This is a genomic window from Vitreimonas sp. (genome assembly GCF_036392335.1).
In the GTDB taxonomy this organism is placed as follows: domain Bacteria; phylum Pseudomonadota; class Alphaproteobacteria; order Caulobacterales; family Aquidulcibacteraceae; genus Vitreimonas.
Map to the genome: position 1 here is coordinate 1 of NZ_DASVYD010000074.1, position 21,471 is coordinate 21,471.

General features: G+C 63.4%; 21 protein-coding genes. 7 read left to right on the forward strand and 14 right to left on the reverse strand.

Going from position 1 to position 21,471, the window contains the following annotated elements:
* The 6 genes from VF769_RS17495 to VF769_RS17520 all read left to right on the forward strand — a co-directional run.
* On the forward strand, window positions 1-464 hold a 464-nt coding region (locus VF769_RS17495; protein WP_331009717.1), incomplete at its 5' end, for an SIS domain-containing protein.
* Between the two features lie 8 nt (window positions 465-472).
* Window positions 473-1,396, forward strand: a complete 924-nt coding sequence (locus VF769_RS17500; RefSeq protein WP_331009718.1) for a Gfo/Idh/MocA family oxidoreductase — start codon at window positions 473-475, stop codon at window positions 1,394-1,396.
* 14 nt (window positions 1,397-1,410) lie between these two features.
* The gene (locus VF769_RS17505) at window positions 1,411-2,541 is read left to right on the forward strand and encodes a DegT/DnrJ/EryC1/StrS aminotransferase family protein (RefSeq protein WP_331009719.1); all 1,131 of its coding nucleotides are present in this window, start codon (window positions 1,411-1,413) and stop codon (window positions 2,539-2,541) included.
* Between the two features lie 17 nt (window positions 2,542-2,558).
* The gene (locus VF769_RS17510; protein ID WP_331009720.1) at window positions 2,559-3,086 is read left to right on the forward strand and encodes an adenine phosphoribosyltransferase; all 528 of its coding nucleotides are present in this window, start codon (window positions 2,559-2,561) and stop codon (window positions 3,084-3,086) included.
* Window positions 3,087-3,144: 58 nt separating this feature from the next.
* Entirely contained in the window at window positions 3,145-4,122 is a 978-nt protein-coding gene (gene galE / locus VF769_RS17515; protein ID WP_331009721.1) for a UDP-glucose 4-epimerase GalE, read from the forward strand.
* A 360-nt stretch (window positions 4,123-4,482) separates the two neighbouring features.
* Window positions 4,483-4,746, forward strand: coding sequence for a type II toxin-antitoxin system VapC family toxin (locus VF769_RS17520; protein ID WP_331009722.1), 264 nt, complete (start codon window positions 4,483-4,485; stop codon window positions 4,744-4,746).
* A gap of 9 nt (window positions 4,747-4,755) precedes the next feature.
* Here the strand turns inward: VF769_RS17520 and VF769_RS17525 are convergent, their stop codons facing one another.
* From VF769_RS17525 to VF769_RS17590, 14 genes are all read right to left on the reverse strand, one after another.
* Window positions 4,756-5,016 (reverse strand): hypothetical protein, encoded by a 261-nt coding sequence (locus VF769_RS17525; protein ID WP_331009723.1) that lies wholly within the window; start codon window positions 5,014-5,016, stop codon window positions 4,756-4,758.
* Window positions 5,017-5,047: 31 nt separating this feature from the next.
* Window positions 5,048-6,064, reverse strand: a complete 1,017-nt coding sequence (locus VF769_RS17530) for a TrbI/VirB10 family protein (protein WP_331009724.1) — start codon at window positions 6,062-6,064, stop codon at window positions 5,048-5,050.
* The gene (locus VF769_RS17535; protein WP_331009725.1) at window positions 6,061-6,882 is read right to left on the reverse strand and encodes a TrbG/VirB9 family P-type conjugative transfer protein; all 822 of its coding nucleotides are present in this window, start codon (window positions 6,880-6,882) and stop codon (window positions 6,061-6,063) included. Before VF769_RS17535 ends, VF769_RS17530 begins: the two co-directional genes overlap by 4 nt.
* A gap of 2 nt (window positions 6,883-6,884) precedes the next feature.
* The gene (trbF, locus tag VF769_RS17540) at window positions 6,885-7,568 is read right to left on the reverse strand and encodes a conjugal transfer protein TrbF (protein WP_331009726.1); all 684 of its coding nucleotides are present in this window, start codon (window positions 7,566-7,568) and stop codon (window positions 6,885-6,887) included.
* Window positions 7,565-8,626: a type IV secretion system protein gene (locus VF769_RS17545; protein WP_331009727.1), complete on the reverse strand. Its 1,062-nt coding sequence runs from the start codon at window positions 8,624-8,626 to the stop codon at window positions 7,565-7,567. The genes trbF and VF769_RS17545 overlap by 4 nt, the downstream gene beginning before the upstream one ends.
* A 9-nt stretch (window positions 8,627-8,635) precedes the next feature.
* A complete protein-coding gene (locus tag VF769_RS17550) occupies window positions 8,636-9,343 on the reverse strand; it encodes a hypothetical protein (RefSeq protein WP_331009728.1) in 708 nt (235 codons plus the stop codon).
* Window positions 9,343-11,805 carry a conjugal transfer protein TrbE gene (trbE, locus tag VF769_RS17555; RefSeq protein ID WP_331009729.1) on the reverse strand — a complete coding sequence of 821 codons (2,463 nt, stop codon included), beginning with the start codon at window positions 11,803-11,805 and terminating at the stop codon, window positions 9,343-9,345. The genes VF769_RS17550 and trbE overlap by 1 nt, the downstream gene beginning before the upstream one ends.
* Window positions 11,806-11,815: 10 nt before the next feature.
* On the reverse strand, window positions 11,816-12,097 hold the full coding sequence (locus VF769_RS17560; protein ID WP_331009730.1) for a VirB3 family type IV secretion system protein: 282 nt from the start codon (window positions 12,095-12,097) through the stop codon (window positions 11,816-11,818).
* A gap of 9 nt (window positions 12,098-12,106) precedes the next feature.
* The gene (locus tag VF769_RS17565; RefSeq protein ID WP_331009731.1) at window positions 12,107-12,481 is read right to left on the reverse strand and encodes a TrbC/VirB2 family protein; all 375 of its coding nucleotides are present in this window, start codon (window positions 12,479-12,481) and stop codon (window positions 12,107-12,109) included.
* Window positions 12,482-12,621: 140 nt separating this feature from the next.
* Window positions 12,622-13,539 (reverse strand): P-type conjugative transfer ATPase TrbB, encoded by a 918-nt coding sequence (gene trbB / locus VF769_RS17570; RefSeq protein ID WP_331009732.1) that lies wholly within the window; start codon window positions 13,537-13,539, stop codon window positions 12,622-12,624.
* A complete protein-coding gene (locus VF769_RS17575) occupies window positions 13,536-13,970 on the reverse strand; it encodes a hypothetical protein (RefSeq protein ID WP_331009733.1) in 435 nt (144 codons plus the stop codon). The genes trbB and VF769_RS17575 overlap by 4 nt, the downstream gene beginning before the upstream one ends.
* 4 nt (window positions 13,971-13,974) lie before the next feature.
* On the reverse strand, window positions 13,975-15,837 hold the full coding sequence (locus VF769_RS17580; protein ID WP_331009734.1) for a type IV secretory system conjugative DNA transfer family protein: 1,863 nt from the start codon (window positions 15,835-15,837) through the stop codon (window positions 13,975-13,977).
* Between the two features lie 330 nt (window positions 15,838-16,167).
* The gene (locus VF769_RS17585; protein WP_331009735.1) at window positions 16,168-18,720 is read right to left on the reverse strand and encodes a DUF2309 domain-containing protein; all 2,553 of its coding nucleotides are present in this window, start codon (window positions 18,718-18,720) and stop codon (window positions 16,168-16,170) included.
* 14 nt (window positions 18,721-18,734) lie between these two features.
* Window positions 18,735-20,303 carry a proton-conducting transporter membrane subunit gene (locus VF769_RS17590; RefSeq protein WP_331009736.1) on the reverse strand — a complete coding sequence of 523 codons (1,569 nt, stop codon included), beginning with the start codon at window positions 20,301-20,303 and terminating at the stop codon, window positions 18,735-18,737.
* Window positions 20,304-20,409: 106 nt separating this feature from the next.
* On the opposite strand from VF769_RS17590, the gene VF769_RS17595 reads away from it, so the two are divergent.
* Window positions 20,410-21,324, forward strand: coding sequence for a LysR family transcriptional regulator (locus VF769_RS17595; protein ID WP_331009737.1), 915 nt, complete (start codon window positions 20,410-20,412; stop codon window positions 21,322-21,324).
* Window positions 21,325-21,471: the final 147 nt, after the last annotated feature.

Here is a 21,471-nt window from a genome sequence, read left to right on the forward strand (position 1 = left end):
AGATCGCACTGGAGCTCAGCCACGCGCGCGACGTGCTCTATCTCGGACGCGGCGTGCACTATCCGGTCGCGCTCGAAGGCGCGCTGAAGCTGAAAGAAATTTCCTACATTCACGCCGAAGGCTATGCGGCTGGCGAGCTGAAGCATGGGCCGATCGCGCTGATCGACGAAGAAACGCCGGTCGTCGTCGTCGCCCCGCACGACGCGCTGTTCGAAAAGACGCTCTCGAACATGCAGGAAGTCGCCGCACGCGGCGGCAAGATCATTCTGATCACCGACGAAGCGGGCGCCGCGGCCTCTGGCGGCATCGCCAAGCACATCATCCTTGCGCCAGCCTGCGATAGCTTCGTTGCGCCGCTCGTGTATACAGTGCCTATCCAATTGCTGGCCTATTTCACAGCCGTGCACAAAGGCACCGACGTCGATCAGCCGCGCAATCTCGCGAAATCGGTGACGGTGGAATGAGCAAGCCCATGACTCGACTCAGGGCAGGTGTTCTGGGTGCGGGCGCCTTCGGGCGCATTCACGCGCGCAAATATGCCGAAGATTCCCGCGTACATTTCGTCGGCGTATTCGATCCGGACGACGAGCGCGCGGGCCAGCTTGCGGATACGCATGGTGCGGAATCGTTCGCCTCGCTCGATGCGCTGCTCGCGGAGATCGATGTCCTCACCATCGCTTCGCCGCCCTCGTTCCACGCCGCCAATGCGCGTCCAGCGTTGCTCGCTGGCAAGCATGTGTTGGTGGAAAAGCCGCTGGCGACCGATGCTGCACTTGGCGCCGAACTCGTCGCCATCGCCGCCGCCAACAAATGCGTACTCGCCTGTGGCCACCAAGAGCGTCTGGTGTTCGACGCGATGGGCCTTTTCAGCGCCCCCGAGCGCCCGACGCGCATCGAAAGCGTGCGCGAAGGCCCATGGACCGGCCGCAGCGCCGACGTTTCCGTCACGCTGGACCTTATGGTGCATGATCTTGACTTGGCGCTGAAGCTGATGGGCCGCAACGCTGATCGCGTCGCCGCCACCGCGCGCGCAGAACACGGCAAAGCAGCGGACCAGATCGTCGCCACTCTTGGCTTTGGCGACGCGGAAGCAGTGTTCACCTCCAGCCGCATCGCCACCGATCGCAAGCGCACCATGCGCGCGGTTTATCCCTCCGGCGAAATCCGCATCGACTTCCTGGCGCGCACGTTTGAGAACACGACGAACTTCCCGCTCAACGCCGCCTTCGCCGAAACGCGCATCGGCGCCGATCCACTCGGCGCCAACGTTTCGATCTTCATCGATGCCGTGTTGGGTGTTGCGCCACGTCCCGTCGTCAATGGCGAGGAAGCGCTCGCGGTTTTGAAATTGGCGCTGGACGTCGATCGCGCGTCCGGCCTGCCGTCCCATTCGTAATTCGAGGAATAGTCATGATCCCCTTCATCGACCTGCAAGCGCAACGCGCGCGCATTGCCGACAAGATCGATTCAGCGATCGCGCGCGTGCTGGCGCACGGCCAATTCATCTTTGGCCCCGAAGTGAAGACGCTGGAAGGTCAGCTCGCGGCGTTCGGCGGCGCCAAGCATTGCATCGCCAACGCCAACGGCACTGATGCGTTGGTATTGCCGCTTTGGGCCTGGGGCGTGGGCGAAGGTGACGCGGTGTTCTGCCCGTCCTTTACCTTCGCCGCGACGGCGGAGATCGCGCCATGGGTGCAAGCGACGCCGGTCTTCGTCGATGTGCTGCCCGACACCTACAACATGGACCCGGCCTCGCTCGAAGCCGCGATCGCTGGCGTGAAGAAGGCCGGCAAGCTGACGCCGAAAGTCGTGATCGCGGTCGATCTTTTCGGCCAGCCGGCGGACTACCCGGCGATCAGCGCGATCTGTAAGCGCGAGGGTCTGAAATTGATCGCCGACAGCGCCCAAGGCTATGGCTGCACGCTGGGCGGCAAACATCCCATGCATTGGGCCGATGCGGCCACCACCTCGTTCTTCCCGGCCAAGCCGCTCGGCTGCTACGGCGACGGCGGCGCGACGCTCTCGAACGACGATGCGGAAACCTTGCTGATGCGGTCGATCGCGTTCCATGGCGCGAGCGGCGACGACAAATACAATTGCGCCCGCATCGGCATGAATTCGCGGCTCGATACGATCCAAGCCGCGATCCTGATCGAAAAGCTCGCCATCTTCGCCGACGAAATTCGCGCGCGGAACGAGGTCGCAAACCGCTACGCGCAAATGCTCGAAGGCTTGGTGAAGACACCGAAAGTGATCGAAGGCGGCGTCTCGACCTGGGCCCAATACGTTGTCGAGCACGAAGCGCGCGATAAACTGGCCGCGCACCTGCGCGAAGCCGGCGTTCCGACAGCGCAATATTATCCCAAACCACTGCACAAGCAGACGGCCTATGAGAGCTTTCCTGTCGGCGCCGGCGGCTTGAAGGTGAGCGAAGATATCGCCCACCGCGTGCTGGCGCTGCCGATGCACCCGTATCTCGACGGGCAAACGCAAACCAAAATCGCGAACGCCATTCGCGAGTTCGTGACGGCGGGCGGCTGAGGCGCTAGCGTTCGCGGATGGATATCAAAACCGCCATCCGCACCATTCCGGACTATCCCAAGCCTGGGATCATGTTCCGCGACATCACCACGCTCCTGGGCAACGCGCGCGCCTTCCGCACGGTCGTTGATCAATTGGTGCAGCCTTATGCCGGCATCCGCATCGATAAAGTCGTCGCCATTGAAGCGCGCGGCTTTATCCTCGGCGGCGCGGTGGCGCATCAGCTCTCCTGCGGCTTCGCGCCCGTACGCAAGAAGGGCAAGCTGCCGTGGCAAACAATGAGCCAAGAGTACGAGCTCGAATATGGCGTCGATATCATGGAGATGCACGCGGACGCGTTGGCCGCAAGCGAACAAGTGTTGATCGTGGACGATCTGATCGCCACCGGCGGCACCGCCACAGCGGCAGTCAAGCTGATCGAGCGCCTGGGCGCAAAGCCGATCGGCGCAAGCTTCGTCATCGACCTGCCCGACCTCGGCGGCGCGGACAAATTACGCGCGCTGGGGCTTAAGGTTGAAGCGCTCTGCGCTTTTGAGGGTCACTAATGAGGGGGGACGGCGTCCGCTGATTGCCCGGGTCCGCGCCACCGCCTAAAGGAAGCCTATGAGCAAGACAGTTTTCGTCACCGGCGGCGCCGGCTATGTCGGCAGCCATTGCTGTAAGGCGTTCGCTGAAGCCGGCTGGAAAGTCGTCGTTTTTGACAATCTGTCGCGCGGCTGGCGCGACATGGTGCGCTGGGGCGATCTAATCGAGGGCGACATTCTCGACCTCGGCGCGCTCAAGGCGGCCATGGCGCGGGTCAAGCCAGACGCCGTCGCTCACTTCGCGGCTTTCGCCTATGTCGGCGAATCCGTCGATGATCCAGCCATCTATTATCGCAACAATTCAGTCGGCACGCTGAACATCCTCGACGCGATGCGCGCCAACAATGTGCAAAACATCGTCTTCTCCAGCACGTGCGCCACCTATGGCGTACCAGTGCGGACGCCGATTGATGAGCAGCACCCGCAATCGCCGATCAATCCGTATGGCTGGTCGAAGTTTATCGTCGAAAAGATGCTGGCGGATTATTCGGTCGCGTACGGCCTGCGCTACGCGGCGCTGCGCTATTTCAACGCCGCTGGCGCCGATCCCGACGGCACGATCGGCGAGCGCCACGAGCCGGAGACACACGTCATCCCGCTCGCCATCCGCGGAGCGCTCAAGAACGATTACATTTTCACGATTTTCGGCAACGATTTCGATACGCGCGACGGCACCGGTCTGCGCGACTACATTCATGTCGCCGATCTCGCCGACGCGCACTGCCGCGCACTTGAATATCTCCTGAACGGCGGCGCCAGCGACGTTTTCAATCTCGGCACCGGCAACGGCACCACTGTGGAAGAGATCGCCGCCGCCGTTGAATACGTCTCCGGCAAGCCCTTGCCGCGCAAGATCGGCCCGCGACGCGCTGGCGATCCGCCCGCGCTCGTCGCCAGCGCCGAAAAGGCCGAACGCATTCTCGGCTGGAAGCCGCAGCATTCCGACATCAAGAACATCATTGCCTCCGCCTGGCGCTGGCACGCCCAGGAGCGATAGCCGCCGTTCGCGCCTCGCGCGACCTGAACCGATCCATTGTGCGCACCTAGCGCACGAGGTGCGGGCAAAGCTCACACCCTGCAATTATCCGAGCGCTTGCAGCGGGGTTCGGCGCCGGGCGCGGCGCACTTTATCTAGCCGTGCCCGTGCGCCTCGCCGTGCGCCTCGCGACGCTACGAAGGCCGGTGCGACCGAACTTGTCTGTGATGCGCTTCGACATGAATTGGAGCGCCAAGAACAGGCCCCCGGCCTGATCGAACGGGGCGTTGCGTTCGTGCGGGCGTTGAATGCGCGCGCGAAGCCTGACGCTGGACAGCCTGTCGACAGAGATTTTGTCGACGGCCTTTATGGCGAGCCCTAATGTTCATCGACGCGTCGGCGCTCACCGCCATCCTCACCAGCGAGCAAGACGCACGCGAATTGCTGGCGCGCATGCAGAACTCCAACGCGCGCCTCACATCGCCGCTGGCGATTTGGGAAACAACAATCGCTGTTGGCCGCCGGCTTGGCTTGGAGATCAACGATGCGCGGCTCGCCATTGTCAGGGCGATCCGTGCGCTTTTCCAATTGGACGCGGGAAACGGGCGCGGGCGCGTCATCTCGCCAATAGCGGCGAGATCATGATTGTCGGTCCTAGCGCTCGCGCTGGTGGCGACGCCTGCGCTTGAGCGGATGTAAAACCGGGTCAAGGGCAGGCTTGGGTCTCTGCTCGAAAACGCAACGTCCCTGATATTGCAGCATGGCGTCGCCGAGCTGCTCCAGATCACTTGCCTTCCAATGGAGCCGGCCGCCAATCAAGATCGGTGCGGGAAGCCCTTCGATGCCGCTCGCGCGCGCACGCCAAAAGGTGGTGCGGCTCACGCCAAGTGCATCGATCACCGCTTTGACGCCCAAAAGTCTCTCACGCGCCATCCCTCCACGCTCTTCATCGCGACGGCGCATAGGGCGCAAGCACCAGATCGCGCGTGACCAGCACGCGGACGCTCGCGCCTGCACGCACGCGCAAGGTGGGCCGCACCGCAAGATCGCGCTCAACAATACGCGCGCCGGTTTGCGCCGCTTGTTGGGCTGCGGCGTCGGCGACGCTTGCGCGTAAACCCACGTCGTTGCTCTCGTCTTCGGTCTCGTTGGCCATAACAGACATCAAGGAAGACAAAACCACCGCGATCCCTAGGCGATCGAGATGGTGGTCGACAGTGTCGCTGATTCCGGCGGCGCCTTGCGCATCGGTCGCCTGCATGGCGCCCAATTCAATGCTCCACCCGTTGGGCAGAATAAGGCGATCCCACACAACAACGATTCGCTCGTCGCCATAGCGCACAGCGCTGGAATAGGCGCCCAAGAGCCGCGCGCCCTGGGGAATAAGCAGATGATCGCCGCTTAAGCTGTCATAGACGGGGGCGGTCACTTGGGCCACGACCCTGCCCTCCGCATCGGAATTCAACGCCGTGACCAGGGCCGCGCTGATCGTGTCGCCGGCCTTGATCTCATAGCGCGAAGCTGGCGGAGAGAGGCGCGCGGTGTGCGCGCCAGGGGATGGAGGGCGCGCCGGCGGGGCAAAAAGGATGGGCGCGGCCGGCGCGGCCTCGTCGGCGATGGGCGGCTGAGCTGGTGCGAAGGACGTTGCCTCCTCACCCAATGTGAGAGCGCCAGCGTCGTTGCTTGCGGCATCGGTGAACATTTCCGGCGGCGCGAGTTCATCGGCGCCATATTGGGCTGCAGCGTCTTCAATGGTTTGCGGCGCCCGCGCCGCGCCCGCGCGACTTTCCGCGGCCATGACCGGCGACGTCCGTTCCGAAAGGCCAACCCAAAGGGCAAAGGCCATGATCCCGCCAGCGGCGAGCACGCCTGCGAGCAACATTTTCCGCGACAAGCGTTTGGGTCTGGGCGGGCGTTCGCGAATGGCGATGTCTGGCGCCTCAGCGCCTACGTGCGCGCTCATGGCTGGCTCCGCCGCGCCCGCGCAGGCCTTGGACCGCGCTCGATGCGCACCACGACGGGATGGCGTGCGCCAAGGCGCAATTCGGCGGCGTCAAACACACGATCAACCACGTAGCGAAGCGCGCCATCGCCATCTTGGGTGCGATAATTGATCAATTCCGGACCGTTCGCTCCGACCAAGAAGAGCGGCGGCAGCTCACTTGACCGCGCCGCCGCCGGAAATTCGATCCAGGTGCGCCGCCCATCGTCATAAACCCGCGCGGGCAGCCAGACCGGACGGCGACCGGCGCGGGTTCGGATACGATAATTGGAATTGAGATGCGCATCCGCGACATGGGGCGCAAGGGTCTCGTCGGCGGGATAGGTCCAGGCAAGCTCGGCTGAATAGGTGCGTCCGCTCTGCGACACGGCCTCGATCAAATAGACGCGTCGATCGGTGATGAGCACAATATTGGTGCGAAGCCCCGCCGCGTTAGGTTTGACCAAGACAATCGTGCGCAACGCGCCTTGGGCGCGGCTCACAGCCTGGCTCACCAACCAGCGCGCCGTATCGCCCGCGGCCGCTTCGGCCAGCTCTTCGCCCGGCTCCAGCAAAATGGCCGAGACGAAGGATGGGTTTGTATAGATCTCGTAGATCGCGCCCGGCGCATAGGCATGGATCTGACGGGCGCGATCGAATGTGTTGGTTGACGGCCCCTGCCGCGCGGCGCGGTTGGCCTCGCTCAACAAATTGGCGCCAGGCTCAGCCCGCTGTGCTTGGGCAAAGGTTGGGAAGGACGCCGCCAACGCAAAGATCAGCGCGAGATGAAATATCCGCATGCTCATCGCTCACGGCTCCAAGAAAAATCTTCAATGATGAGACCCAAGGGGTTGTTGGCGACGTCGTCGCTATTGCGCGGCCGGCGCGTGGTCACGGTGAAAACCCCGATATAGGCTTCAGGATCGGCGACGCCGCTTGCATTGGTCGCGCGTTCGATCCAGCTCACTTCCCAAGACCTGTTCGAACGCGCGATGATCGAGCGCACATGAACGGTGCGCCCCACACGCCCCAAGGACAGAAAAGGATCGTCTTGGCGCGCGATCTCGCTCAATTGCGCGGCCGCCTGCGGCGTCAAGAACCGATACGCCTCAAGCCAATTCTCGCGCAACACCACCCCATCGGTGGGAAGCGAACGCACCAGGCGTACAAACCGACCCAGATGAAAAGCGATCTGCGCCTCATTCGGCGTCCAGCGCGCATCAGCGGCGCGCACATTCAATACCTGGCCTTGGGGATCGACTTCGACCACATGCACAAAATTGCGTTGCTGGAGCGCGACCACCACAAGACCCAGACTGCTTGCCGCTAAAAGCCCAAGCGCACAGAGCGCGGTCACACGCCAAGCCCGCGCCGACAACACCGCCGATCCCATACGCGAATCCCATTCCTGGCGCGCGCGCTGATAAGGCGTTTCGGGCGTCTCTGCGGTGTAAGCGCGAACGGGCGCATGGAAGGGAAAGTTCATTTGCCGCCTCCTTTGGGTTTCGGCGGCTTCATCGCCGCGTAATTGACAGCTTGTCTGGCCGCCCCGCTCTTGGCGGAGCCCGCGCCGCCGCCGCCCTTGCCGCCGCTTGCGCCGCCGCCGGTGACGATACGGCCCGCCACGCGCCCCGCGCGCCCGGCAAAGTGGGCCGCCTGCACCATGGTGTTGGTGACAAGCCGATAACCGCCCGCGGCCGCGTAACCCATGCCTGCCGCGTTGAAGGCCGCGCCCTGCGCTGCGCCCGCGACGTCGGCGGCGGACAATTGCGGCTGGCCTTGCACCACTTCGCCAGCGAGGGCCGGCGCGAACCAGGCAAGCAAGAGGATGGTCAATCCAAACAGAAGCACGACCAGGACGCCGCCGGCATCAAGCGTGAAGCTCGCGGGCAAGGTCTGCACAAAGCCGATGGCGCCGGATGCGATGAAGGCCAGAACAAAAAGCCGCGCGGCGTAGCCTGCAACCCACCCGATCGGCCGCTCCGCCACCCAAGCGGTGCCATTGAAGACGCCCCAAGGCAGCGCAATGAAGGCGGTCAAGGCGCCCAGCTTGAACGCGATCAGCGAGACGAACAATTGCAGCGCCAGGTAGAAAAAACCCAGCATGACGCACACGGCCGCCAGCCAAATCGTCGCCATCGCAAAGCCGTCGCTGAGGACGTTCATGCCCTCTTGCAGCGCTGCTGTTCGCCCGAAAAGCTCAACCCCAACGGCCGCGACCCGCCCGGGATCATGCAGCTCCTCCATCGACATGAAGTCGCCGCCGGCCTTGAGGCCCAGCATGGCGCCAGATTGCGCGATCGCGCCGGCCAAGCTCTCCCAATTGCCGATCAGAAAAGCGAAGAGCCCGATGAAGAGCAGCTTGCGGATAAAGGGCGCAAGCGGGGCTTCGCCCGCGAGCACCCATTGCACGCCCGCAAGCACAATGGAGATCGCAATGAGCGCGTTCAGCACGTAACCGACATCGCCGCGGATAAGGCCAAAGCCAGCGTCTGCGAGCGCCAGAAACTGATCGAGAAAGGCGTTGAAGGCGGAGGGGTCCACGAGCCGCCCTCAGAACGCTGAACGCGCCGGCGCGCGTGCGACAGGGGCCTCGGTGGGAAAGGCGCGGCGGCTGATCTCGCGGCTACGCGCCTCGCGCGCGCTCCGCTCAAGCCGCTCGGTCTCCAAGGCGCGCCCTTGGGCGGTCAGCAAAGCATGGATTTGCGTGATTTGCGCGGCGGTGACGCCAAGCAATTGATTGCCAGCCTGCATCGCGCTGGTTTGTCCTTCGGCGGCGCGCGAAGCGGCAAGCGCGCGATCAATCTGGGTCTGCGCTGCAGCGATCGCGTGCGCCGATTGCACCTGAGCGCGCATGGCCCGCTCCAAACTTTGGCGCGACTCGCCTTGCCAGGCGCGCGATTGCGCCAGCACCTGGGCCAGATCGTAGGCCTCCCAGGTCTCCGGATAGAGCGCCTCGATATCGTCGCCGAGGCGTTCCATTTCAAAGGCAAGCCCTTGGCTTGCCGCAAACAGCGCGCGCGCTTGCTCCAATTGCGTTGCGAATTCGGGCGCGAGCTGCAGCGGATTTTGCCGCAGCATGGCGGCGCCTTGGTCGATCTGACGGACCTGATTGCGGATCTGTTCGAGCGCGCGCGCCGCTTGCAGCACATTCTGCGCGAGATTACTCGGATCGTGGACGATTTCTTGGGCGCGCGCGGATTGCGCCACGCCCGCTGACGCCAAAACGATCGCCATCATGACACTACGCCAATACGCCATCACGCCGTCTCCTCCGTCTCTTGTGCTTGTGCACGCACAGAAAGATTGTTCGCGCCTGCAAAGCGTTCGAGCGCGGCCGCGGCCTCGGGCAGCCCGCTTTTGACAAGCCAGCGCGCGGCGAACCCGTCAGCGCCATGCGCGTCCAAGAGCGCATCGAGCGCTGCGTGATCTTCCGGCTTGGACGCGCCCACAAAGGCCAGCGCCGCCGGCCCCAAATCCAGATCGAAGAGGCGCGCGCCCGCACGTGTGGTCAGATAATAGTCGCGTTTGGGGCGCGCGCCTGCGATGATGGCGATTTGGCGGTCGTTGAGGCCGAGCGCGCGATAGAAGGCGCCGCTGCGCGGCTCGCGCGCGCGATCATTGGGCAGAAAGATCCGGGTTGGACAAGCCTCAATGATGGTGGAGGCGATGGGACTGGCCTCAATATCGGCGAGCTCTTGGCTCGCAAAGACCACCGCGACATTGCGCTTGCGCAGCGTCTTCAACCAATCCTGAATCTGGGCGACAAAATAAACATCCTTCAAAAGCAGCCATGCTTCGTCCAGCACCAGCAAGGTTGGACGCCCGTCGAAGCGGCGTTCCAGCACATGAAAGAGCACGCCCAACACCCCTTTGGCCGCATCGCCCCGGCGCATGAGCGCGTCCATCTCAAAGGCCTGCACCGCGCTATAACCCAAACTTGCCTGATCGGCGTCCAACAGAGCCCCATAAGGGCCCGCATGGGTGAAATGCTCCAAGGCCGCGCGCAGGTCGTCATCTTGAATGAGGCCCACGCATAGACTCATCGTGCGTTCGCGGATCGTGCGCCCCGCCAGCAATTCCAGCACGCGCCAGAGCTCGGCGCGCTGGGCGGATGCAACTTGCACCCCTGCCCCGCGCGCCAAACCGATGAGCCATTCAAGCGCCCAGGCGCGCTCGGCTTCATCATCAATCCGCTCCAAAGGCTGAAGCGCAAAAGCATCATCATCGCCCAGGTCGAGAAAATCGCCGCCCAGACCCAGAATTGTGGCGCGCGCGGAGCGGCCTTTATCGAACAGATAGATTTGCGCGTCGGCGTAGCGGCGCCATTGCACCGCGAGTGTTGCAAGCAAAACCGATTTGCCCGCGCCGGTGGGTCCAATGACCATTGTATGGCCCACATCGCCAGCGTGAAGATCGAGCCGAAAGGGTGTGGCCCCATCGGTCGCGGTCAACATGAGCGGGGCGGCGTCGAGGTGGGCATTGCGCTCGGGCCCCGCCCACACCGCGCTTGCAGGCAAGAGATGCGCCAGATTGGCCGACATGATGAGCGGCCGGCGCACATCCGCATAGGCTTGGCCTGGCAGCGATCCGAGCCAAGCTTCCACCGCATTCACGCTTTCGACCTGGGTGACGAACCCCAACCCATCCGTCACCTGCTGGATGTCGCGCACCACTTCATCGGCGCGACTGGCGCTGGGTTCGCAGATTGTGATCGTGAGCGTCGCATACCCTGCGCAGAGCGCATCCGCGCCCAAATCTTGCAGCGCCAGATCGGCATCGAGCGTTTGATTGCTGGCGTCATTGTCCAACAATTGCGCTTCTTCTCGGAAGAGCGCCTCGCGCAGCAAAGTGAGCAGCCCCTTGCGTTTGGAGAACCAGCGTTTGCGAATCTTCTCGATCTCGCGCCGCGCCTGCTCACGGTCCAACGGCAAGTAGCGGCTGACCCAGCGATAGGAAACGGCCAATCGGTTGAGCGCATCAAGCAAGCCCGGCTCTGTCTCGCTGACGAACGCACGCACGGAGATGACGCGCAGATGCTTGGCTCCCAGCTGGGGCGACAGACCGCCGATGAGCGGGGTGTCCACAAGCAAATGATCGAGGAAGAAGGGCGTCTGTGGCGCGCTGACCCGATGCGGGCGCGCAGAGATGGTCCCATGCAGATAGGTGAGCGTCTCCTCATCGTCGAGCCAGCACGCTTCCGGCATCAGCGTCTGCAAAAGCGCAAGAAAAGCCTCGCTCTCTTCTAAAAACGCGCGCAGATGCGCCTCGTAATCCACCTCACCAGCGCTCGCCCCGCCCTCGAAGAGGAGCGATTCCAGACGTCCGTGACGCTCTTCGGGGCAGAGCCAGGTCAAGGTCAGGAAATAATGACTTTCAAAGCGCGCGCCTGCCGCCGCAAACATGGCGCGCCGCTCCTCGTCGATGAGCCAGGAGAGCGCACAAGGCCAAGCCGCATCAGGATAATGCGGCGCCGGTCGCCGCTGCGCTTCGATGTGCAGACACCAGCCCGAGCCCAGACGACGCAGCGCATTGTTGAGCCGCATGCTGACGCCCAGCAATTCCGCGGGCGTGGCGGAATCCAAATCCGGGCCGCGAAAGCGCAGCGTCCGTTGAAACGCGCCATCCTTGTTGAGCACGACGCCCGGCGCGATCAGCGCCGCCCATGGCAGATAGGCGCTCAATGGCGAACGCTTCTGGCGGAACGGGCGAAGCTCAAACATCGAAGCGCTCCTAGACCGCGAAATAGCCGGGCTTGGTCAAATGCCTGGGCCAGGTTTCCAAGAACCAGGGATCGCGCGCCGCACCCCAGGCCCCGCACGCCTGCACGACCGCCCAGAGCGGCAAGCCGATGAAGGGTTGTTGCAGGCCAAAGCCGATCGCCGCACCCATGGTGGCGTTCAGGATCGCAAACGCGCGCGGAGAGCCGCCAAGCAGAATGGGCCGCGTCAGACTTGTGCGCAGCGGCAGGCGAAAACCTTCGAGCAGGGTCTCATCGGTGCTGATCTCTTGCATCGTCGCCACTCAGATCAACGCGCCGCCGGCGAAGCCGAAAAAGTCCAGAAAGAAGCTGACCGCCGCGAACATGATGGCGATGCCCAGCCCGACAAAGGCGAGCTTGCGCACCCCGCCTCCGCCTTCGGAAAAGATGATGGTGACGCCTGCGATGACGATCGCGATCACCGCGGCCGCACGCGCGACGGGCCCGGTTATGGAATCCACCACTTGCTCAAGCGGGCCTTCCCACGGCATCCCGGAGCCTGCCGCATAAGCGGGCGTTGCGATGATGATGATGGCCAAGCTGAGCGCCGCCGATGAAAGCTTGGTTTTGTGCGCCATGAAGCCCTCCGCTTCGATGGCGAATAAGGTTTCACGCATAAGCTGCGACGTTAATCGCATTCACATCTGACGCGCTTCACGCGCGGCGCGCGCATCGTCGACGCGCAAACACCCCCTCACACCTCGGATCAGTGCCTATGCGCGCATATGCGCACGCGTCCGACAGCGCGGCGGCAATGCGCGCGCCAACGCATGCGCGCTTAGCGCGTCAGATCAATGATCTCAGCGATTGCACGCCCAGAAGCGGTGCGCTGCATGAAGACCACAAGCTCAATGGCTTGCGCGACGAGACGCGCCGTTGACGAGACGCTGGCTTCGCCCGCCAAATCTTCCAGCCGCACCAACGCATCGGCGGCTGAATTGGCGTGCACGGTCAACAATCCGCCCGGATGGCCGGTGTTCCACGCCTTCAGCACTTCAAGCGCTGCCCCATCGCGCACTTCGCCGACGACAATGCGATCGGGTCGGAGCCGCATCGTCATTTGCACTAAGGCGCGCATGTCGATGCTTGGCGGATTGGTCAGCAATTGAACGCGATTTGGACTTTGGCATTGCAGCTCGGCTGTATCCTCCAAAAGGATCACGCGCGCTTGCGCGAACGCAGGCTCGGCGAGCAAGGCGTTGAGCAAGGTGGTCTTGCCAGAGCCCGTGCCGCCGGCGACCACAAGATTGCGCCGCCGCGCCACCGCCTCGGCCAGCGTCTTGACCTGCGCGCTGGTAGCGATCCCTTGGGCCAGATAATCAGTAAGCCGGTAGATCGCGTCGGGGCGCTTGCGAATGGCCAGTACGGGCGCTTCCACAAGCGGGGGCAACAGCGCCTGCACGCGCGCGCCGCTTGAGGGCAGTTTCGTTGACAGAGCGGGGCTTTGATCGCTCACCAGCGCATTGGCTTCATGGGCGAGCAGGCGAATGATGGCTTCCCGCGCATCAGAGGAGAGCGTCCGCTGCACTGCCCTCATGCCTTCGCCAACCCGTTCGACCCATAACCGCCCGTCGGCGTTCACGAGCACCTCGACCACGCTTGGATCGTCGAGGGCGTGGGCGATGTCTTCACCCAAGGCGCGGGCAAGCACGTCACGGCGTCGCGCGCGGCTGATCGCGCGCCCATCGTTACTCAAGTTGTACTGTCCAGGCGCGTCTCTAGGCGCGGGCTCTGGGGGTCCGCAGCCAGCTCCGTGCGCCCGCCGTGCACGGCGTGCGCGACGAGGGCCACGAAGCGCTCATAACGCGCCTCGGCGCTGGCGGCGGCGGCGTCTTCAAGCTCCTCATCGATCGGGGGATTGTGCTCGAGCCAAATCCGCACAAAAAGCAAAGCGATCTCCTTGAGGATCAAGGTCTCGCCAATGGCCTTGTCGAGACGCGCATCCATCCGCGCGCGAAACGCCTCAACCAAGCCTTCAAGGCTGCCATCATCGTGTTGGCCGCCAATGCGCGCGCGCACCGCCTGGGCGATGATGGACGAGGCCGATCTATGCTGAAGGAAGGCCAGGCGCGTCACCTTGCCTTCGAGGTCTTTCGGCAAATAAACCGTAATCCCATTCTTGGCCATAAGCTTAGATCCCCCTCGATCGCGGCGGGCCCTGATGGGGCCATTCAACGCCTGGCATGCGCTCAACGCCGCGCGACAGCGCGGGTTGGGGTTTCTTACGCAGCGGCTCGATGTCACGTACGCCAAGTGCGGCAACGCCGATCCAATCGTGTGCAATCTCGGCGGGGGCCGGCGCGGCTTTTGGAAGAGGACGCAGGCGTTTCACAAAAATGGGCTCTGCATCGAAGCGCAGCTTTTCAGCCCGCATTGGCTTTGCCCCGGCGACGAACACCAATTGTTGGTCACGCGGCAAGGCGCGCACATCGCCGGGCGAAAGCAGCGGGCGCCGCTCTTCACGATACGTGACACTGCCCTTTCGCGGCCCCAGCAGCGCGCGCGGACGCTGCTCGCTCAATTGGGGGCGCATCTCCCAGAGATCGCCGGCCATGTCGGCGATACGCTTGGCCGTTTCCATGTCGGCGGCGGCGAAGGCCGTCACGATGTGACAATTGTCCAAGATCACATTCTCGCGGCCATAAGCGCGCTGAATGTGGTTGAGACTTTGGCAGACCAGATAGACTTTCACGCCATAGCCCGCCATCGCCCCCATCGCGGTCTCGAAGAAAGGCATGCGGCCGAGTTGGGGAAATTCATCGAGCAGCAGCAATAGCGGATGTTGTTTGGCGCGCCCTTGTGCGTCCATGGCCTGATCTTCGGTCAACGCGCGCGCCGCTTGATTGAGCACCAAGCGCATGAGCGGCATAAGACGCGCCGCATCCGAGGGCGGTGGCTGAAGATAAAGCGTCAAAGGCCGCGCACCGCAAACCAGATCGCCCAGCCGAAAATCAGAGCGCGCCGTATTGGCCGCGACGATCGGATCAGCGAGGACGCCAAAAAACGATTCCGCCGTGGCTTTGACGCCCGAGCGGAGGCGCTCCTCGCCTGAGAGATAGGAGAGCGCAGCATGCAAGATCTCTGGGTGCGTTTCAGGTTTTCCGGTCTCTGGGCAAAGCCGGTGCAGCGTCGCGCGCATGGTCTCCGCGGTTTGGTCCAAATCGCTCAAGCGCTCGCGCACCACCGCCAAGGTCTTGCGTTCAAGCGGCTCTGTATAGAGCACGTGAAGCACGACGCCGACCAAGACTTGCTTGGCGGACCGGTCCCAGAAATCCTGATATCGGCTGTCGCCGGCTGGATCGACGATGATCTCAATCAGATTTTGTACGTCGCGCACTTCGTTGACGCCGCGCCGCACTTCAAAGAGCGGATTGAAAGCGCTCGAATCGACGCGCGTTGGCGCAAACACCAAAACCTCGCCTAGCGTGGCGCGAAATCCGGCGGTTCCGGGAAAGCCGTGGCGACCGTCGCCAAACGCGAGTTCGCTTTTCACATCGAGCACCATGGCTGAATGGGGCCAGGCCAGCAAAGTCGGCACGATGTGGCCCCGCCCCTTGCCCGAGCGTGAAGCGCCAATGAGCAAATGATGTTCAGGGCCATCGTAACAGAGGAGCTCACCCTGAAAGCGCCCAAGCACGATCCCGCGCTTTGCAAAGAGCCCAGCGGCTTCGACATCGGCGAAATCGGCCCATGCGCGGAGACCGAAGGGTTTGGCGCTGGGCTTCAGCCCAAACACCAGCGCCAAAGCTGCGATCAGGCCGCAGATGAGCATGATTTGGGCGACGAAGAACGGCCAGGGATAGAGATCGCCCCAACGCAACGACCACGCCAAACCACGCCAAGGCGGATAAAGACCCCACGCATTGGCGCCCAGCGCGTCCTGGTAGGCAAACACATGCGCCAAATATTGCGTCGACGCCGACATCGCCGCGACGCCAATCGCCAATGCGCCCAAAGCGCGTCCGGCGCCTACATTGTGCGTGTCCCCTTGCATGAAGCCATCTGACCGCAGCTGGGACAGACTGACCACTAGGGGAATTCCCCCATCCACCGGATGAGCTTCAAGCGATGCGCGCCGAAGTCTCACTCTGCACGATTGGGCCAGCGGTCAGGGCCGCTTCCCATGGTGACCGCCAAGGGACCAAGCATGGTTTGCCCCATGCTTTCTGGCGAAACCCCATATCCAAGCATTGGCCCCGAGCGCTTTTGAGGCCGCGCTCTTCAGGCTGCTCACCCGCTCGGTAGAAGTTCCGTGATCTCGCAATTGAGCGCACGCGCCTTACTCCCTCACGCCGCACGCTCAGCGCCGCCAGGTCACTAAGACTCATGCGGCCTTCGGCATCGGCAATTGCGATTGGGACCAGGTCCCCTGTCCCCAATAGAGTTGCAGACCGTGATCGGGATCGATGGCGAAGAGGTGGAGCCATTTGTGGTCGACGAGATCGCGGACGATCGCGTGCTTGGCGATGACGGCATTGATGGCGTCGATCGGCGCTTCGATCACGACGCTCAGACGCAGCGGCTCGTGCACGAGTTGCTTGCCGTCATGGACAGACTGCCAGGGCAAGCCAGTGCGCAGGTCGCCGCCATTGCCTTCGAGGACACCAAGCGCGCCAACGACATTGTGCAAAGTCTTGTTGCCGGCGCCGAACGCGCGATTGTTCACGGTCGAGCCGTAATATTGAAGATTGATCCAGCTCGCGACCACCATTGGCGCACTCATGATGAGTTCAAGCGTGCCGAAACCCTTGTCCGCCTTCCAATCGTAATTGTGCAGGAACGCGCGCCCATCGAGCGCAAGGTGCTTGGTGCGCGCCCGCGGCGCGGCTATGAACGCCTTGTTGCCAGCAAGCCCCCATTCCGGGCGCACTTGCGACCAGTCGCGCGCCCGCGCGCCAATAGCGGCGTCAATATCAGGCGCCTTCTCAAGCCCGAGAAGCCGCGCCCGCTCGCCGCGCGCCTGCCGCGCGGCCTTCGTCAACAGCGTCGTCAAACGATCGAGTTCGCGCCAATGCGTGGTTGGCGCCTCTTCGCGATCGAACAATTTGATCTCGTCGGTGGTGGTGTCGTGCAAGGCGGCGACAAAGTGCGTGTCGTGCGGAATGACGATGCCGCGACTCTTCAAACCTTCGCGCACGAGAGGGTCGTTCAAAATCGCAGCGGCGACGCGGGCATTGGCCTCGCCTGTGTGTCCCCCGCAGGCGCCGCAATCGAGACCAGACGCATGGGGGTTGTTGACGCTGGTTGAGCCGTGCCCAGCCAAGAGAATAAGGCGCGCGAAATTCCCAGTCATCGACATGGCGCGCAGCACGGCCTCCGCCATGGCGATGCGCAAATCGGGCGCAAAGCCGGTGGCGCGCCCGTCCACCTCGCGCGGTTCAATGCGCGGCCCAAGCCGTGCTGCGTCGTCAGCGCCTACTCCATCCACATTGGGATCGGGCGCCGGCCGCGTGAGCCCGAGTGCGTCACCCACAATGCGGAGCGCGAAGGAAAGTCCGATGGTCTCGACATAGGCGAAAGAGGAGACGGCCGCGTGCTTGAAGGCTTTCCAGGCCTTGACGGCGCGCCGCCGCAACAGGCGCGCACTGAGGATCGAAGCCTCTTCCTCGGCGCTCGCGCCGCCCACCGCCTCGCATACAATGACGCTGGGTTTGAGCAAGACGGGGCATTGCGCCCCGCCCCGCAGGCGCCCGATCGGAACATATTCGATCGGGAAACCAAAAAAGCCCGCAAAGCCAATCGTCTCGACATCGGGCGATTGGGCTTCGAAGGCGCGGCGGAAGACTTCCGAACGCACATCGATGCAGAACGCAGCCTGTATGGCTGGACGTTTACCGCTGGCGGTCGTTGTGGGCGCATCACCGAGCTTGGCCACAAGATCCCGCTGCGCCGCGTGATCATAGGCTTCCTGCAAAAGCGCCCTGAGCGCCAGATCGTCGCCGGCGGTGAGCTTTGTGTCCGTCGGCTGGAGAGCAGCGGCGATCATCGCGTTGCGCCACGCGCCGCGAAAAGCACTGTCGGTCCGCTCTTCAAAAAGAGCAAAACCCCAGGCCAAGCGGATCGCCAGGAGCTCAAGCAGGGTGTCGTCCTCACGGCCCTGAAGACCAGAATCCCAGACCCGGTAACGCGCGTAGGCGGCCCAGCCGCCGATGTCGAAAAGCGCGCGGAAGAGATAATCTTCATGCGCCCGCTCAGGGATGCCGAGTTCGGCGACGATGTAGGCGATCGCATCCAGCGCATCATCGGGGAGCGCTGCGATCGTCGCCTGAAAGCGCTTCAGCCCCATCGCCGCGGCGTTGCGATCATGTCGCACGGCCGCGCGCCACGCCGCGTATGGAGTAAGCGCGCGCCAAGGCGACCGCCACGCCGCCTGCCCTTCATCGAAATAGGTTGCGCACCATTTGGAAATCTCTTCGATCATGAAGGCGGTGCGCGAGGCTTCGCGATCGCCGTCGGCCAGCGAGTCCAAAATCTCCGCGACCGTCGCAACCACGGGCCGGTCATGGCTACGGGGCGGCTGCGCGAGCGCCGATTTGAGATCGGCCAGCGTCGACAGACCCGCAACTCGGGGCCCCGTGGCAAGCGCCGCTGAAAGGTCCGCGTCGATAATCGCGCCCGACGCAATCTTCTGCAGATAGAAGGCGCGCGGCATCAACATATCCGTACGCGCGACCCGCTCCAACCATACGCTCGCCTCAGTGAAGCTCTTATCGGCCAAGCCAAAGAATGGGTTGACGGCAACGAAGTGCTTCAGCGGCCAGAGCGGCGCTATTCGATTGCAGGCAGCGCGGGCAGCGCCCGCGATGTCCAACAGCGCTGGCTCTTCGCCTTTTGGCTCGCGCCTCACACCATCGTCGCGCGAAAGTTCAGAAAGCATAGGCGTCGTCTCCTTCAGATCGCCGCCCGCGCCGGCCAGAGCCTGAGCGCCAGACGATTGGCAATGGTGTTGAGGTAGAACCCGTGGCTGAGATGCACGTAGAGGGCTTGACCCCACGAGGTGCACGCTACCCGTCCGAGCTGGCTTTGCAGCAAAGTGACGGCCGCGAAAGCTGCGATCACCATCACGAGGATGGCGAGATCAAAGGGCCCGGAAAGCGGCGCTGTCGACGGCACGGCGCCCGCCAGCAGGCGTTCAACGCCGACCTGCAGACCGAAATAGAGCGCCCCAATTCCGAGCGCTGCAGCAAGCGTTCGTCCCATCACGTAGGCGCTGGGACGCTCGTCTACGCCGTTCGCAATAAGCAGCGTCAGGCTCATCATGAGAATGGCGCCAAGCGCAAAGACGCCGGGCTTGTCGGCGAACGTCGCGCCGAACACGGTGCTAACCGCAAACGCTCCGCCCAGAACAAGTACGAGCGCGATCGAAAACCGCGCCGGATGCGGCGCCCCGCCCGGACTTGGCGACCAGGAGGCCCTCAAGAGATCAATGACGCTGCCGGACGAGAGGAAGGCGTGCGCTTTGTAAAGAGAATGCGCAACGATATGGAGAAGCGCTGCGCCAAACGCGCCTAAGCCGCATTGCAGCAGCATGTAGCCCATCTGCGCGACCGTCGAATAAGCCAAGCTCAATTTGACCGAGGTCTGCGTCAGCATCACCAACGACCCGAAGAGCGCAGTGAGCAGACCAATGACGGAGAGCACATGCAAGGCCGGCGCGGAGAGCGCCATGAGATCGGCAAACCGAATGACGAGAAAGCCGCCGGCATTGATGATGCCCGCGTGCAGCAGCGCCGATACCGGGGTCGGCGTCTCCATCACTTCCAGGATCCAGCCATGCAGCGGCAGCTGCGCGGACTTGATGAGTGCCGTGATCGCGATCAGCACGGTGGCGCCGATGACGAGCGGGCCTGCCCCCCCGCTGCGCTCGGCGCCTGCAAATAGCGTCGTATAGTCGAGACTGCCGAAGGCCATGTAGAGGCACGCGCCCGCGCCGATGAGCGCTAGGTCCGCCAGCCGGCTGGCGACGAACTTCTTGCGCGCGGCCAAGACCGCGCCGCGGCGCTCGCCATAGAAGAGCAGCAGCTGGTTGAGCGATAGGCTCATCAGCACCGACGCGACAATCAGGGCCGCGAGATTGCCCGCGACGATCAGAGCCTGCACCGCAGCGATGGTGAGGCAGAGCTGGCGAAGGAAACGTCCGTGGTTAGGATCACCGTCGAGGTAATTGCGGCTGTAGCGGATGACGACGGCGCCGACAAAACTCACCAGCACCAGCATGATCGCGCTGACGGCGTCGAGATAGAGGCTGACGCCCACGCCTGCCGCGCCCAGTGTCGCGGTCGCCTGGACGCCATAGAGCGCGACCGCCAAAGCAACGCCTAGACTGACCGCGAGCGCAAGGAGCGTTGCGCCAAACGCCCAATCGGCAAACACAAGCGGGGCGCGGTGCGGGTTCGGCCACAAGCCAGCCAGCATCAGCGCCAGCGGCGCAAGCGCCGCCAGCCAAGGCGTCCAGTCCATGAAGCTCATCTCCGCGATCGAAATCTTCGCGGAAGCTAGGACGCGCCGTTCATTGCATCTAGTTCAATTATTGAAACCGTTTGTTCGATAATATAGAAGACTAGGCATGAGCCTTAACCTCCACCATTTGCGCTATTTTCACGCCATCGCCCAAGCCGGCGGCCTCGTGAAAGCCGCCGAGCGGCTCAATGTTTCGCCCTCGGCGGTGTCGGTGCAATTGCAGGCGCTCGAAGCGCAACTTGGTCACGATCTCTTCGAGCGGCGTGGACGCCAACTCGTCCTGACCGAAGCCGGGCGCATGGCGCTCGAACGCGCCGAGGCCATCTTTGACGCCGCCGATGAATTGGAAAGCACGTTGAAGGGTCTCGACCGCGCCAAGCGCACCGTGGTGCGCATAGGCGCGTTAGCGACGCTCTCGCGCAATTTCCAGATCGCCTTCCTCAAGCCGATCCTGGGGCGTGACGATGTCCGCATCGTGCTTCGTTCTGGCTCGATGCGCGAATTGATGCAGATGCTCGATTCGCATCATATCGATGTCCTGCTCTCCAATATGCAGCCGCCGCGCGATGAGACGACAAGCTGGACCTCGCACCTGATCGCCGATCAGGCGATCAGCCTCATCGGTCCTGCAACCGCCAAGCGGACAAGGACGCCAGAAGCGCTCCTGGCGAACGTCCCGCTCATCGTGCCGACTTTGGAAAACCATATACGCGGCGAGTTCGACGCTTATGCTGAGCGCATGAGCGTTGCCCCACGCATAGTGGCTGAAGTCGACGACATGGCGCTCTTACGACTGCTCGCGCGCCAAGGTCTTGGTTATGCCATTGTGCCGCCCATCGTGGTGCGCGATGAATTGGCGTCGAACGTGCTGAAGGAATGCGGCCCATTGCCCGGCCTCAAGGAGCGCTTCTACGCCATTACCCCCTCCCGACGCTTTCCAAATCCCATTATTAAGGAGCTGATGGCTGCGAAGGCGGCCGCCGGCGACGTCCCGGCGCACAAGCGATCACGACGCCTCTGAGCGTCCCGCGGAGCTCTGGCCGCGCACACGCCGGTGCTCGGAGCGCATGGCCCGCCACTCAAACTGATAAATCGCAAAACGGTCATGGCTCATGTCAGGGCGATGATTTGGCTCGCGTTTGCCGTACTCTGATGGCCATGGCAGCTG